Origin of the sequence: Cochlodiniinecator piscidefendens (assembly GCF_011326755.1) — a bacterium.
GTDB lineage: Bacteria > Pseudomonadota > Alphaproteobacteria > Rhodobacterales > Rhodobacteraceae > Cochlodiniinecator > Cochlodiniinecator piscidefendens.
Window position 1 is genome coordinate 1 of the sequence record NZ_JAAOIE010000003.1, and the last position, 11763, is coordinate 11763.

Genomic DNA, 11763 nt, shown 5'->3' on the forward strand with positions numbered 1-11763 from the left:
CGAAGGTGGCCGCACAGTCGGTTCTGGCGTTGTTTCCAAAATCGTAGAATAAGATCGTTCCCTTGGGCGGTAACGCCCAATACAACGACCTAAACAAAGGCCCGCTCATAAAAGCGGGCCTTTTGCGTGGGAAAATGATGCTTACCTTCAAAGTGTAAAGGTGCTGTGTTATTCGAATAGCTGCCAAACAGTATGTCCGAGAACTGCTCTTATCTGTTGACGTTTTCCCCCGTCTGGGCCTGAAAGATGAGCGATCAGGGTGATTTCAACTTTTTGTGCAGTGGTGAGGTCGTTGACGTTGGCGTCGACGTTAAAAGCCCGCAGAGCGTGGGTTACGTTAGCGTCTAGCTGTGTTGCTGTTGTAGCACCTGCCGTGTGGGCGCTTAGGGTAAGGGATAGACCTAAGGTAAGTATAAGCTGTTTCATTAAGTTTCTCCTATCGAGTACGTTAAGATAAATATGGAGTTTTGAAACCCAAATGCAAAGACTTCGACAAATTGTTTATGTTAACGAAAAAAGCTGCGCACCAGGCGCAGCTTTTCTAAGCGTAGTACAGCGATAACTTACATGTGGCGATCAAGGATAACTTGGATCGCTTGCTTCATGCCGCCGTCTTCGCCGTCACCTGACAGGATGAAGTGAATTTGCGCGATTTCGCCAAGAGAAAGGTCTTGGATGTGATCTGTTGGCAGGTTCATCTGGTGGAGCGCATTAAAGATAGCACCGGTCAGCATGTTGTGTTCCATTTGCATTGCTGAAGCAGCAGGCGCAGTTACGCCAAGAGACAAAGTTGCAACAGTTGCGATAGCGGTCAAAGTGCGTTTCATAGTTTTTCCTTTTTAAAGTTTAAACTTTCGGATGCTGGATTTTGATCCAACACCGACACCTTGGCGTGCTGATTGACCTAGGTAAAAACACGAAAAATCTCACAGATTTTCACCTATACGTCAGTTGACACCGCCGACCTGTGATCTGTCTGTGAAATGCACTGAATGACCCTGAAATATTTCATTTCAAGGTGCTGAATTTAAAAGATTAAGTGGGAGGGTGTGGATCACGGATTTGCTAGCGCAAGAAGTAAAATAGTTCGTGATAATGGTGAAGATTGCAAAGTTTGAAAATAGTATGCCTTATGAATAAATTGTGTTCGATCCGTGAGCGTGTTTTTTTCGAGTGTCCAGAGCGGCATCCGGGCTCATACGGTTTATCTGGCGGTGTTTTGTATTAAACTGGATTCGTTCACCCGCCACTATGAGAGGCAAATGGGCCATAGATATTGCGGTTCCTGGCCCATTCACAAGTTGTCTAGCTAAACTTAAGCATGTGACCGATGGAGGCGAACATTTAGGCCGCCATCTGTTGATAGCTGTGGTTGCCTGACAGGCCGGGGACAATGCCCAAGCAGCATGTTTTCGAAAGCTTCAAAGATGTTTTGCATGTGGCGCTTTTTGTACGGGAATAGTATCTCACAATCCATGTCGTGAACAATTAACGCATTATCTGCTTCAAAGATGATTAGGTTTCCTTCGGCATCTTCAGCGCAGTCGATGCCAAAATAGTCCAATCCGATTTTTGTTGAGAGGGCGTCAAATGCATGATGGTGGCGTTTCGCAAAATGCAGGTCAAAGGTATCCATAAAGTCAGCTTCGTTTTTTCGTTTTGACTCGGAGGCATGCATATTTGCGTTTAAGTACCAAAGATCCCATTGGTCCGAGATTGCCATATGGCATGGGAACGCGTGCCCATCGATGAAAATGATCCGGTATTTTCTAAAATTTCCGTCTTGGGGAGAGGCATAATTTATGAATTCAGAAATAAAGAATTCGCTTTCTTCTCGCTCAAGAAGGTAGGACTTTAGACAATCGCGTGTGTTGAGTTTCTTAAGGCCCCTGCCTGCGTGCGATCCGCAGGGCCGAATAAGGCAAGGATAGCCACCTATAGTGTCTATGCTGTCGATATCTGTGCTGACATCCAAGGTCTCTTCTAGCTGCAGTCGGGGTACGCGACATGTTTGGGGGAAGCGTAATCCACCAATATTGGAAAAAGCGACAGGTAGCTTGTCTCGCTCCAGCGCAACAGGTGTATCGGGAAAGTTAACTGTCTTGGTCCCAGTTGTTTCTGTAAGGTTTCTGAGATTTTCAAAAAACACATCCGCGTTCGATGAATCCAACGATGCCGCGCAAAATGCGATATCATGAGGTGGGAGCGGATAAGGGTCTTTGACTTGAAAGTTAGGATAGTACGTAATGATTTCGAAGTCAGAGTTTTGAAGGAGAAACTCTATTGGTGTGTTATCGCCCATCGGGCCAGCGTCGGCAAACACGAGCAATTTAGGCTGAGCGACCTTTCGGCGATTGGTGCTAAATGCACGGCGCTTTTCAAGGGCTTTGGCTTGCCAGGCTAATCCCCTTTCGCCATGGCCACTTAGTTGATCGATAACGGAAAGGTCCATAAATGCACCTTCAATATCTTTGTTCTGATTGCATTGACTAAGAAGTTGGGATCGCAAGGGATTTAAATCAGTCCCCTCGAATGCCATTTTTGTTAAGTTTGCTAGGCCTATTCTAACTTGAGGTTCCATTCTGGCTCCAATCTGTGGTGTTATTCTGAAATGGCGCGCTTTTATTAAAATAACGTGGACTTTTTCTGGAACGGTGTTTGAGCTTTGAACATATCCCGCACAGTGGTTTCGATCGTGCTTGTGCAGAGCTTTGTTGAAAGGATACCCTCAATTCACGGGAGGTTTTTCATGGAAATAGAAGATGCTGCAAAAGTCCTGAAGGAGTTGGGCCACGTGCACCGTTTGCAAATTTTTAAAAGATTGGTGCGATCTGGGTTTGACGGGTTGCCAGTCGGGGTCCTGCGGGAAGATTTGGATATTCCAAACTCGTCAATGACCCATCACGTTGCAAGCTTGTTGAAGGCGGGGCTTATTGTGCAAGAGAGAGAAGGGCGCGTTTTACGCTGTGTCCCTCAATATCAAAGATTATGGGACGTCATAGGCTTTTTGCAGGACGAATGCTGTGCTGATCAGGGCGGGTATGTTGAGATTCCTAAATTTGCCTCTCCAGGTAAACTGACGGAGTAAGTCTAGCAAATGTATAACCCCCTTTAAGAAAGATCCGTATTCATGGCATCTGATCAGATCATCGTTGTTAATGACAAAATGCAGACGGAGTATCAATATCATCTGGAGGCGCCTGAGGGCGCCGACTTTGCAGAGGGTTTTACACCGTTTTATCCTCCGGCAAAAATGCTAGAGCTTGGCGTGTTTGAAGGAAAATACTGTAACGATTGCAGAGATGAGTTTCCCGACAACTGGTTTGACACTGCAAAGATGAGCGATGAAGCCGATGCTTCCGCCAATTATTTTGGTGTAAAAAGCAGGCAGCCGTTACAAACTTGGTGCGAAAAAGGTTGGATATTCGGCCCTGATCCGCGTGGCTGGTTTCAATGGTATTGCAGGTATTTTTTAGGCCGCCGGATACCCGATATCGATGCAATACAGATAAAACGATGGCGGGCTTTTGCACGCCATGCGGGGCAAATTCGCGCGAATTGCGATCCGGGCGATGTATTCTGTCGCCCACGCCAAAGGCAGGCGCTTCTACAATGGTCATATGATCCGTTTATATGAGGTGCAGGGTTTGCACGTGTTGAATGTGGCTGCGAAATATATTCGTTTTGCGGCGGAAAACAGGGTAACACTAGACGTATCACCCTGTTTGTTCTTATTCGGTATCGATGATCGCCATTGCGTCAATTTCGACCAGCAAACTTGGATCAGCAAGACCTTGGACGACGACCCCAGTGGAGCAGTGATTGACGCCTTCAAACCATTGGTTAATCGCTTCGTATACCGGACCGCGATAGGACATATCCGTGACGTACACCGTCAATTTACAGACATCTTGCAAGCTTCCACCGGCTTCTTCCATCCAGCGCTTGATGTTTTTGCAGGCTTGATCAGCTTGCGCGCCGGGATCGCCTTCACCAATGAGCGTCCCATCTAACAATGTCCCGACCTGACCTTGCATAAAGACGAAATCGCCTTTTGCGCGGATGGCTTTGGAGTAGGTTGCCTGCGCATGATAGCGCGTTTGGTATTTATGGATGTGTGTACGGCTCATGTGAGTTTCCTTTTATTCTGAGATTGAAAAATATTTTGGAGCCACTCGGCAACTGCCAATAGTTTGGCATCATGCCCGCGCTTGGCGATAAGTTGGATACCTGTCGGTAGCCCGTTTGGGCCGGTTAAAAAGGGGAGAGCAACAGTTGGAACCTGTAATAAATTCCACATTCGGCTGTATAGCGGATCACCTGTTGCGCCTAACCCCGCAGGTGCTTCGCCTGGGGCCGAGGGTGCGAGGAGCACATCACAGTCCCCCATAACAGCCTCAAGCATTGCATAGCTGCGTTCGCGTTGACTAAGCGCTCTTTGGTATTCGGTATCACTGACGTTTCGTCCGTCTTCGATCAGTGCGGCAAATTGGGGGCTCAGCTGATCCTGCTGGGCGCTGTACTCGCATATGCGTGTGCGCGCAGTTTCATATGCCATGACCGTGATCTGTGCTTGGGTGAGATTTGTGAAACTGGGTGGCGTGCTTACGTCGCCCGTGTTGGCGCCTGTCGCCGTTATGGCCCCCATTGCCGTTGTGCAAACGTTGCGCATTTCGATACTGCCATCCCACCAATTTGGGCCGCGCATTAAGCCGACACATGGTAAGGAGTCTTCGTCGATTTCAGGGAGAGAAGTAGCTAAATCTCCCATTAACACCTCTCGGCACAGGCTAAGGTCAGGCACGGTGCGAGCCAAAACGCCTAGGGTATCTAGGCTGTGCGACAGGCCCATCACACCTTGAAGGTTAAACCCACCCGTTGTTGGGCGGAATGCTGATATGCCGCAATACGCAGCTGGGCGGATCAGAGAGGCGGCTGTTTGCGACCCAAAGGCCAGTGGTACCATATGATCAGCAACTGCCGCAGCAGAGCCACTGGATGAGCCGCCGGGAGTGTGCCCGGTGTTATGAGGATTGGCGGTCTTCCCCGGCTGGAAATAAGCGAACTCTGTAGTGACTGTTTTTCCAATGGGGATGGCCCCCGCAGCAATAAAGGCTTCAACGCAGGATGCATTGCGTTCTGGCTTGCGGTTTTCGTAAATTGGGCTGCCCCAGCGTGTCGGCATGTCGTCGGTATCAATAATGTCCTTAACGGCAAAGGGCACGCCAAACAGCGCGCCCTTTGGAGGAAGGTCATCCAATGCTTTCGCGCGTTCCATTGCGCGATCAGCTTCTAGATGGATAAATGCCCCGATTTCCGGTTCCCGTGTTTTAATACGGTTCAGGCACGCCGCCATTACCTCTGACGGCGTTACGATGCCTTTTCGGATTTGCGCTACTATTTCAACCGCTGACAGCGTGTTTAGTTCAGCCATTCTCTAACGCTCCGAGCGCTTCTCTAAAGGGGCTAACGGGCATATCATAAATACCGCCGCCCAATCGGCCAGCCTCGCCCAATCGATCCAAAATACCCAGACTGATCATCGGCCCGTTGCCAAGCGTCACCGCCGCACGTGCGGTGGAGCCCAATTTCAGATCAAGTGCGCGGAAGTAGGGATGCGCACCCACTGACAGACCAGAAGCCCTTGCCGTCGCATCATCGGGAAGGTTGCCTGCGATCATTGCCTTTTGCTCAGGGTTCAACTCAATCGACATAGCCCCAAGGCCAAAGGCATCTACGACGGCGCTATCCCCGATGGCCCCGAGGGCACGATCAGTTGGTAAATCAACATCAAAATCCCCTTTGGGAGCGTCCGCAGTTACTGTGAACCATTGACCAGGAAGGCCAGAGACTTGGATCGCTGTTTCAGCGCCATTACCCCCTGCTGCGGTGATAAAGCTTGATCCGTTGATCCCTTCGGCCAGTTTCATCATGCATTTGGTGGCAGCCATCCAAAGGTTCAAAAACAAACTGGGAGAACCATGCATGAACTGCAATGCATCTTCGTCGGTGATCCCGCCGGGTGTACGATCAATGAGTTCCGCCGCAAGCGCTGCGCCAGCAACGGGAGTGCGACCGTGACAATCATCGCCACCCGCCAAACCAACCGCTGCCAAAGGCACAAGCGCAATGCCTTCGGCGATGCCCGATTGCAAAACGTCAACAAACCGCGTGTTCAGCCAGCGGATGTGTTCAAGCACCGCTTCGGAACGCAAGCCAAGACGCATTGCCGGACGGTTGCCACCGTTCACAGGGGCGTAAACCCGTTGTGCTCCGCGCCATGCATCATAGACCGTGTGCAGAGGCATAGACGCACTAACCACAGCGGCCAGTGGGGTAACAACATCATGGTCTTGGGCGGGCTTGAGAATGATTTCGCCTGCCATGATCATTGCTTCTGCTTGGTCAAAATCTTTAGCAATGCCTTCATAAACCGCTGCAACACAGGCCGAGTTTAAGATTGGTTTTGTAACCAAATCAGGACTGCCAAAGGCCGGGCCAGCATGTAGCAATACATTCCGCTCCAACCCAAAGGCATCATTGGCGGTGTTGAACCGGTTCCAGACCGGTTGTGTGACCATCGCTTTGTCAAAGGCCAGTTGATCAGCAGGGTGCAGTGTCATGATACCTCCGGTGGAATAACCCATGTTTCAGAGAAGTATAAGAAAGCAGTAGTGGTTTCAAAGCCTGCTTGCACGCGTTCGCCAACTTCACCGGGTAAGCTATGACCGTTCACGACAATCTGCGCAGATTTGGCAGGCACTAATAGGGTAAACATTGTATGTTCGCCCGTTCCAACCTGATCGGGGGTGAGTTCCAAAGCCTTGGGCGGCTCTAAATCTTCCCACACCAATTCAATACACAGACCTTCGCCGGTGATTGTTTCAGTGTAGCGATGCGACATCGGATCACCGCTTGTACGCACAGTTTGAACAGATTTAATCGGGAGATCAGCAAAAGCAGGGGCATTGGCAAATGCGCCCAGTTTGCCGATGAAATTCACCTTGAGATATTCCGCCAGAGCAACATTGTCAGTCATCATGACGTTTGGCGCGGTTTTGGTGCCCTCAACAGCATCTGGTGTACCGTACAGTAAAAACACTTGGCCTTGACCAACGGGCGACCATGCCACACGGAAAAACAGCGCCATTGCAGCAAAGCTGCCATCAGCATTCTTTAGCAAGATACCGGGGTTTTCGCCGGTCCAGTCAACAACGCCGGGGGTGATAGGTTCTGAAAGTGGCATTACGCGTCCCCCTCTGGTGTGACCCAAGTTTCGGAAAAGGCCAAAAAGGCGGTGCTCATGGTGCGTCCAAAGAATTGGCGTTCTGCTACAGCCCCTGGAAGGGCAGTGCCGTTGACAAAAATATCTGCTTCGGCGGCCTCAAGAAACACTGAATACATTTCATGTTCTTTGGTGGCCGAGTTTTCTTTGGTGACCTCAACCGGGATCGGCGCACCCATGTCGCGCCACACCATATCCAACGTCACACCAGAGCCTCGCAGAGTTTCGCTGTATCGTGTTTTTAGGTCGCCGGGAGTTTTGCTAACTGAATCACAATCGAGCCACGTCATGGCGTCCAACCCAGCTTTGCCAATAAAGGTTGGCATTTTTCTGACCCAGCCGTCGATAATCCAACGCATCATGCGCTGATTGTCGGTCATGATAAAGTTCGGAACATCTGGCCAACCTTTGTCGCTGTCGGGGGCACCTAGAACGATAGCGGCATGGCCGCGACCATAAGGGGATAGTGCTACGCGAAAAAACAACGCCAATGTGGTGTAGTCGCCGTTTGGGTCTGTCTTAAGGTAAATACCCGGATTTTCGCCTGACCAGTCAACCCGGCCAGTGCTAATAGAAGTACGTGTCATGCCCAGCTGGCCTCATATGCTTTGAGTTCGTCGATGATATATGTTTTGCGTGCTGGCCCTTCGATTTCATCAGCAGCGCGGAATATTTCAGCGACTTTAAATGAAATTTCCTTAAGCACGGCACCGTCGTCGCGACCGTCTTGAACAGGGATGCGTAGCATCGTGTCACCCGCGTAAGTGGGGAGAACACCATCATACCCGTCGGTGGGGTGTTTAACCGGATTGCCAGCAGCAACAGACCTGATTTCATTGCGCAACAAGCGACGCACTTTGGCAACGCCGCGATCGGTGAAGCTCAGGTTTTCGCGGGCGTGAATGTTTTTCGGACCTTGAGAAACCCATGCATCGTAGTCACCGGGGTCACGTTGGCGGGTTTCGTAATCGCGATCAGGGCCTTGGCCATAGAAATCAGTGGTGCCAAAACCCACTTGGCTTTTGTCGGTCATGCCGCGTGGGTCATCTCCATCACGGAAGTGTCGCCATGTAACGACTTGTGTGTGCGTATCATCAATTGGCACCACCCAGCGAGTCAGGCCACAACGGCCAAAATACCGCGTTGTGTCAGGCACCGGGAAATGAGCGCCGTTTTGGGTAAAGCTTGGCATCATGTGGTCGTGGATACGCAGCCAAACGATGTCTTCGACGCGGCGGACGTTGGTGTAGAATTCACCAAACTTTGCCTCGTGGAATTCGATCATCGGCATTTCAGCAAAACCTTCGTGGAACTGCACGCGCGCGGCCAATGTGTGCAGATACACAACATGGAAAGGGTCCCATGCGTTTTCCATCACCTGAAGCCAGTTGCACGGGGATTTAATGAGAGAAGGCAGCATTTCATCGCCGTCTTCGTCAAATGTATCCATCACCGGGAAAGGAGGCATCGTATCTTTTGGGCCCATATAAGCAAAAGCAAGGCCTTTGTATTCGATGACAGGATAGGCCCCAAGGCAGGCTTTCTTCTTTACCTGTGATGCTGGGGGTTCGCATGGTGTTTCTTTGACGGTGCCATCAAGGCCGTATTTCCAACCGTGATAAGAACAACGAATGCCGCCCGGTTCAATGATCCCAAATTCAAGGCTCATGTTGCGGTGCGCGCAGTGCAAGTGTGTGAGGCCGAGTTTGCCTTCGCCCGGTTCACGGAACATTACTAGATCTTCGCCAAGAATACGAAGACGATAGGGCAGATCACCGATTTGATCGGTCATTGCGACGGGCATCCAAAAACGCCGCATGTATTCGCCACATGCCGTACCGGGTCCGACTTCGGTCAACTCTGGGTCGGGTTGCTTGGACCATACGGATTGCTGATCATGGCCACGGAAGTTGCCTGCGGGGATGTCAAAAGGGGTTGTCATTTTATCCTCCGGTTGGGTGCTAGGGAAACGGAACGGCTACAGGAGCCGACCCTATCCAGATCGATTTGGTTTGTAGAAAATCTTTGATGGCGTTGGGGCCTAGTTCGCGCCCATATCCCGATAATTTAATACCGCCTATCGGAACATTCGGATCAACGCTGCGGTAGTGATTGACATAGACAGTGCCTGCATCAATTTGTGCAGCTACACGTGCGCCTTTTCGCGGGTCTTGGGTCCAGACACCACCTGCAAGCCCGTAGTCGCTGTCATTGGCAAGAGAAACGGCTTCAGCTTCTGTCTCAAAGCTAGTTATTGCGAGAACAGGGCCAAAAACCTCTTCGCGCCAAAGCTGCATATTCTGGGTGACACCGTCAAAGATGGTGGGACCAAAGTAATAACCTTCATGCCCCTGAGCGGTCTCACGGCCATCCAGAAGGCAGCGCGCCCCTTCTGATTGGGCGGTGGCGACCATTTCAGTGACTTTGCGCAAATGGGCTTCGTTTGCGAGCGGGCCAATCTGTGTTTCAGCATCCATGGGGTCGCCAAGGCGTAAGCCACCGGCAACATCAAGAAGACGCTGCGTGAGCGCATTTTTTATCGTCTTCTCGACAATCAGGCGTGAGCCGGCAACGCAAGTCTGTCCGTTGGATAAAAAGATGCCCGATAAAATGCCATTTACAGTGTTATCTAAATCGGCGTCGGCAAAAACCACCTGAGCAGATTTCCCGCCTAGTTCTAAGACGCAGGGCACCACCCCATTTGCCGCGGCTTCTGCAACTTTTCGGCCACCAAAATCGGAACCCGTAAATGTAACTTTGCGCGTTAAAGGGTGGCGAACAAGCGCCTCACCTACAGTATGCCCATATCCCGTGACGACATTCAAAACCCCTGCAGGCACCCCAGCTTCAAACGCAAGTTTTGCGAATTCTAAGGTTGAGGCAGAGGCCATCTCTGAAGGTTTGACGACAACGGTGTTTCCTGCTGCCAAGGCTGGTGCCAGTTTCCAAGCGAGGATCATTAACGGAGAGTTCCAAGGCGTGATTGCAACAACAACTCCGTAAGGCAGGTGATGAAGTGTGCTTTCTACGCCGGGAACGCCGTTGGTCTGGGCCTCGGGGGTCATGTTTCTTGCTTCGTTGGCAAAATGGCGGAACCACGTGTGTAGGCCCGCGAATTGACCGCGTACTTCTGCAATGCGTTTCCCGTTGTCGCTAACTTCGGCAGCGACGAGACTTTCCCAATGGGTTTCCAGTGCTGTAGCAAGCCTGTCTATTACATCAGCGCGCTGCTCCGGGTTGAATTCACGCCATTCGTTTGTGAATGCGGCGTGCGCGGTTTTGATCGCATGGTCTGCAGTTTGCGCGTCACCTGCGGCGAAAGTGGCCCAAGTTTTCGCGGATGCGGGATTTATACTATCGATTGTGTCCGTCGAAGAAATCCATTCGCCGCCGATAAAATGTCCGTAGTGTTTCAATTGAGGTCATCACTTATATCTGAGGTTACCAACGCAAGCATTTCGCCGCGTTGTACATAGCCCCGATTAGTGTGGGCTAAGATGAAGCCGTCAGTAGGGCAAGTAAGACGGAGGGGCGGACGTTCCGATTCAAGCGGAAAGTGAAACCAACCTGCGAAATCCCCTGCTTTCACGGTTTGACCGGCTTTTACTGCGCGATCAAAGAGACCTTCGGCTGGGGCATAAAGGGAATTGAGTGGGTCGGTAACCTCAACCATTTTTTTGGTTTGTTTTGAAGGGGCTTCACCATCAATCATCCCGAGGTGAACCATCAAGCGCCGCAATCCAGTTTCGGTTTGATTGGTGATTTCTGGATCAACGCCGCCGCCTCCGCCCAATTCTGTCGCGACCATTGGCACGCCGGTGCGCTCTGCAGCCGAATTGACAGAACGGGCATCGTTGTTGGCACCCAACCGCCAGATCAAAGGCAGTCCAAATGCGACTGCTAAATCGAGATTCTTTTCATAAAGCTCAGGATCTTTCGTGCGCGTGGGAAGTGTGCACGGTTGGAAAAACGATGCTTTGCCCCCGGAGTGTAAATCGATTGCTGCATCTACACGTGGCATAATTTGTGCTTCGATGAAATCTGCGATCATCGCCGTCGGGCCACCCTGGGGATGTCCCGGGAACGCACGGTTTAAGTTCGCCCCATCAAGGGGGGTGACTCGGGAGGACGCGCGCACCGCTGGGGCGTTGAGGGCGGGTAGTATGATGAGTTGGCCGTTCAGGTGTTCTGGATCAATTGAACGCGCAATGCGCATTGCTGCTGAGGGGCCTTCAAATTCATCGCCATGAGTTCCCGCTGTGATTAGGAGTGTTGGGCCAGCCCGGCCTTTGATGCTTATCACCGGAATTGGGTGATACCCCAAAGGGTTCGAATTGTCTGACCAACGCAGCATTGCATCGCCGTGATGCGTGCCGATGGCATCCAGATCAAGTGTGAGGTGCATGGTATTCCCCTTCCAAATTCATCAAGGCTCGATATTTGTATATCATAATAAAAAAGAATGTGAATTGCTTAAA

13 protein-coding genes are annotated in these 11763 nt (G+C 51.0%); 2 read left to right on the top strand and 11 right to left on the bottom strand.

Annotation, left to right across the window (positions count from 1 at the left end):
• Positions 1 to 168: 168 nt before the first annotated feature.
• The 3 genes from G9C99_RS08805 to G9C99_RS08815 all read right to left on the bottom strand — a co-directional run bounded on the left by G9C99_RS08805 (position 169) and on the right by G9C99_RS08815 (position 2452).
• The gene (locus G9C99_RS08805; RefSeq protein ID WP_166417132.1) at positions 169 to 426 is read right to left on the bottom strand and encodes a hypothetical protein; all 258 of its coding nucleotides are present in this window, start codon (positions 424 to 426) and stop codon (positions 169 to 171) included.
• A gap of 137 nt (positions 427 to 563) precedes the next feature.
• Positions 564 to 827 carry a hypothetical protein gene (locus G9C99_RS08810; protein ID WP_166417133.1) on the bottom strand — a complete coding sequence of 88 codons (264 nt, stop codon included), beginning with the start codon at positions 825 to 827 and terminating at the stop codon, positions 564 to 566.
• A gap of 488 nt (positions 828 to 1315) precedes the next feature.
• Positions 1316 to 2452 carry an ATP-grasp domain-containing protein gene (locus G9C99_RS08815; protein WP_166417134.1) on the bottom strand — a complete coding sequence of 379 codons (1137 nt, stop codon included), beginning with the start codon at positions 2450 to 2452 and terminating at the stop codon, positions 1316 to 1318.
• 297 nt (positions 2453 to 2749) lie between these two features.
• Between G9C99_RS08815 and G9C99_RS08820 the strand changes: the two genes are divergently transcribed.
• Together G9C99_RS08820 and G9C99_RS08825 are read left to right on the top strand one after the other, a co-directional pair.
• The gene (locus G9C99_RS08820; RefSeq protein WP_166417135.1) at positions 2750 to 3088 is read left to right on the top strand and encodes an ArsR/SmtB family transcription factor; all 339 of its coding nucleotides are present in this window, start codon (positions 2750 to 2752) and stop codon (positions 3086 to 3088) included.
• Positions 3089 to 3130: 42 nt separating this feature from the next.
• A complete protein-coding gene (locus G9C99_RS08825) occupies positions 3131 to 3637 on the top strand; it encodes a hypothetical protein (RefSeq protein WP_166417136.1) in 507 nt (168 codons plus the stop codon).
• 94 nt (positions 3638 to 3731) lie between these two features.
• On the opposite strand, the gene G9C99_RS08830 is transcribed toward G9C99_RS08825, so the two are convergent.
• Genes G9C99_RS08830 through G9C99_RS08865 form a run of 8 tightly spaced genes read right to left on the bottom strand, consistent with a single transcriptional unit; the run spans position 3732 to position 11690 of the window.
• Positions 3732 to 4130 carry a RidA family protein gene (locus tag G9C99_RS08830; protein WP_166417137.1) on the bottom strand — a complete coding sequence of 133 codons (399 nt, stop codon included), beginning with the start codon at positions 4128 to 4130 and terminating at the stop codon, positions 3732 to 3734.
• Positions 4127 to 5434 carry an amidase gene (locus tag G9C99_RS08835; RefSeq protein WP_166417138.1) on the bottom strand — a complete coding sequence of 436 codons (1308 nt, stop codon included), beginning with the start codon at positions 5432 to 5434 and terminating at the stop codon, positions 4127 to 4129. The genes G9C99_RS08830 and G9C99_RS08835 overlap by 4 nt, the downstream gene beginning before the upstream one ends.
• Complete coding sequence (locus G9C99_RS08840) at positions 5427 to 6623, bottom strand: YlbE family protein (protein WP_166417139.1); 1197 nt, start codon at positions 6621 to 6623, stop codon at positions 5427 to 5429. The genes G9C99_RS08835 and G9C99_RS08840 overlap by 8 nt, the downstream gene beginning before the upstream one ends.
• Positions 6620 to 7246 carry a hypothetical protein gene (locus G9C99_RS08845; RefSeq protein WP_166417140.1) on the bottom strand — a complete coding sequence of 209 codons (627 nt, stop codon included), beginning with the start codon at positions 7244 to 7246 and terminating at the stop codon, positions 6620 to 6622. The genes G9C99_RS08840 and G9C99_RS08845 overlap by 4 nt, the downstream gene beginning before the upstream one ends.
• Complete coding sequence (locus G9C99_RS08850; protein ID WP_166417141.1) at positions 7246 to 7872, bottom strand: hypothetical protein; 627 nt, start codon at positions 7870 to 7872, stop codon at positions 7246 to 7248. Before G9C99_RS08850 ends, G9C99_RS08845 begins: the two co-directional genes overlap by 1 nt.
• Positions 7869 to 9227, bottom strand: coding sequence for a Rieske 2Fe-2S domain-containing protein (locus tag G9C99_RS08855; RefSeq protein WP_166417142.1), 1359 nt, complete (start codon positions 9225 to 9227; stop codon positions 7869 to 7871). The genes G9C99_RS08850 and G9C99_RS08855 overlap by 4 nt, the downstream gene beginning before the upstream one ends.
• Before the next feature lie 19 nt (positions 9228 to 9246).
• Entirely contained in the window at positions 9247 to 10701 is a 1455-nt protein-coding gene (locus G9C99_RS08860) for an aldehyde dehydrogenase (RefSeq protein WP_166417143.1), read from the bottom strand.
• Entirely contained in the window at positions 10698 to 11690 is a 993-nt protein-coding gene (locus G9C99_RS08865; RefSeq protein ID WP_166417144.1) for a succinylglutamate desuccinylase/aspartoacylase family protein, read from the bottom strand. The genes G9C99_RS08860 and G9C99_RS08865 overlap by 4 nt, the downstream gene beginning before the upstream one ends.
• Between the last annotated feature and the right edge of the window lie 73 nt (positions 11691 to 11763).

Excerpts from the sequence above, each read along its gene's own strand:
- G9C99_RS08805 (WP_166417132.1), bottom strand. The coding sequence starts at position 426 with ATGAAACAGCTTATACTTACCTTAGGTCTATCCCTTACCCTAAGCGCC.
- G9C99_RS08810 (WP_166417133.1), bottom strand. The coding sequence starts at position 827 with ATGAAACGCACTTTGACCGCTATCGCAACTGTTGCAACTTTGTCTCTT.
- G9C99_RS08815 (WP_166417134.1), bottom strand. The coding sequence starts at position 2,452 with ATGGACCTTTCCGTTATCGATCAACTAAGTGGCCATGGCGAAAGGGGA.
- G9C99_RS08820 (WP_166417135.1), top strand. The coding sequence starts at position 2,750 with ATGGAAATAGAAGATGCTGCAAAAGTCCTGAAGGAGTTGGGCCACGTG.
- G9C99_RS08825 (WP_166417136.1), top strand. The coding sequence starts at position 3,131 with ATGGCATCTGATCAGATCATCGTTGTTAATGACAAAATGCAGACGGAG.
- G9C99_RS08830 (WP_166417137.1), bottom strand. The coding sequence starts at position 4,130 with ATGAGCCGTACACACATCCATAAATACCAAACGCGCTATCATGCGCAG.
- G9C99_RS08835 (WP_166417138.1), bottom strand. The coding sequence starts at position 5,434 with ATGGCTGAACTAAACACGCTGTCAGCGGTTGAAATAGTAGCGCAAATC.
- G9C99_RS08840 (WP_166417139.1), bottom strand. The coding sequence starts at position 6,623 with ATGACACTGCACCCTGCTGATCAACTGGCCTTTGACAAAGCGATGGTC.
- G9C99_RS08845 (WP_166417140.1), bottom strand. The coding sequence starts at position 7,246 with ATGCCACTTTCAGAACCTATCACCCCCGGCGTTGTTGACTGGACCGGC.
- G9C99_RS08850 (WP_166417141.1), bottom strand. The coding sequence starts at position 7,872 with ATGACACGTACTTCTATTAGCACTGGCCGGGTTGACTGGTCAGGCGAA.
- G9C99_RS08855 (WP_166417142.1), bottom strand. The coding sequence starts at position 9,227 with ATGACAACCCCTTTTGACATCCCCGCAGGCAACTTCCGTGGCCATGAT.
- G9C99_RS08865 (WP_166417144.1), bottom strand. The coding sequence starts at position 11,690 with ATGCACCTCACACTTGATCTGGATGCCATCGGCACGCATCACGGCGAT.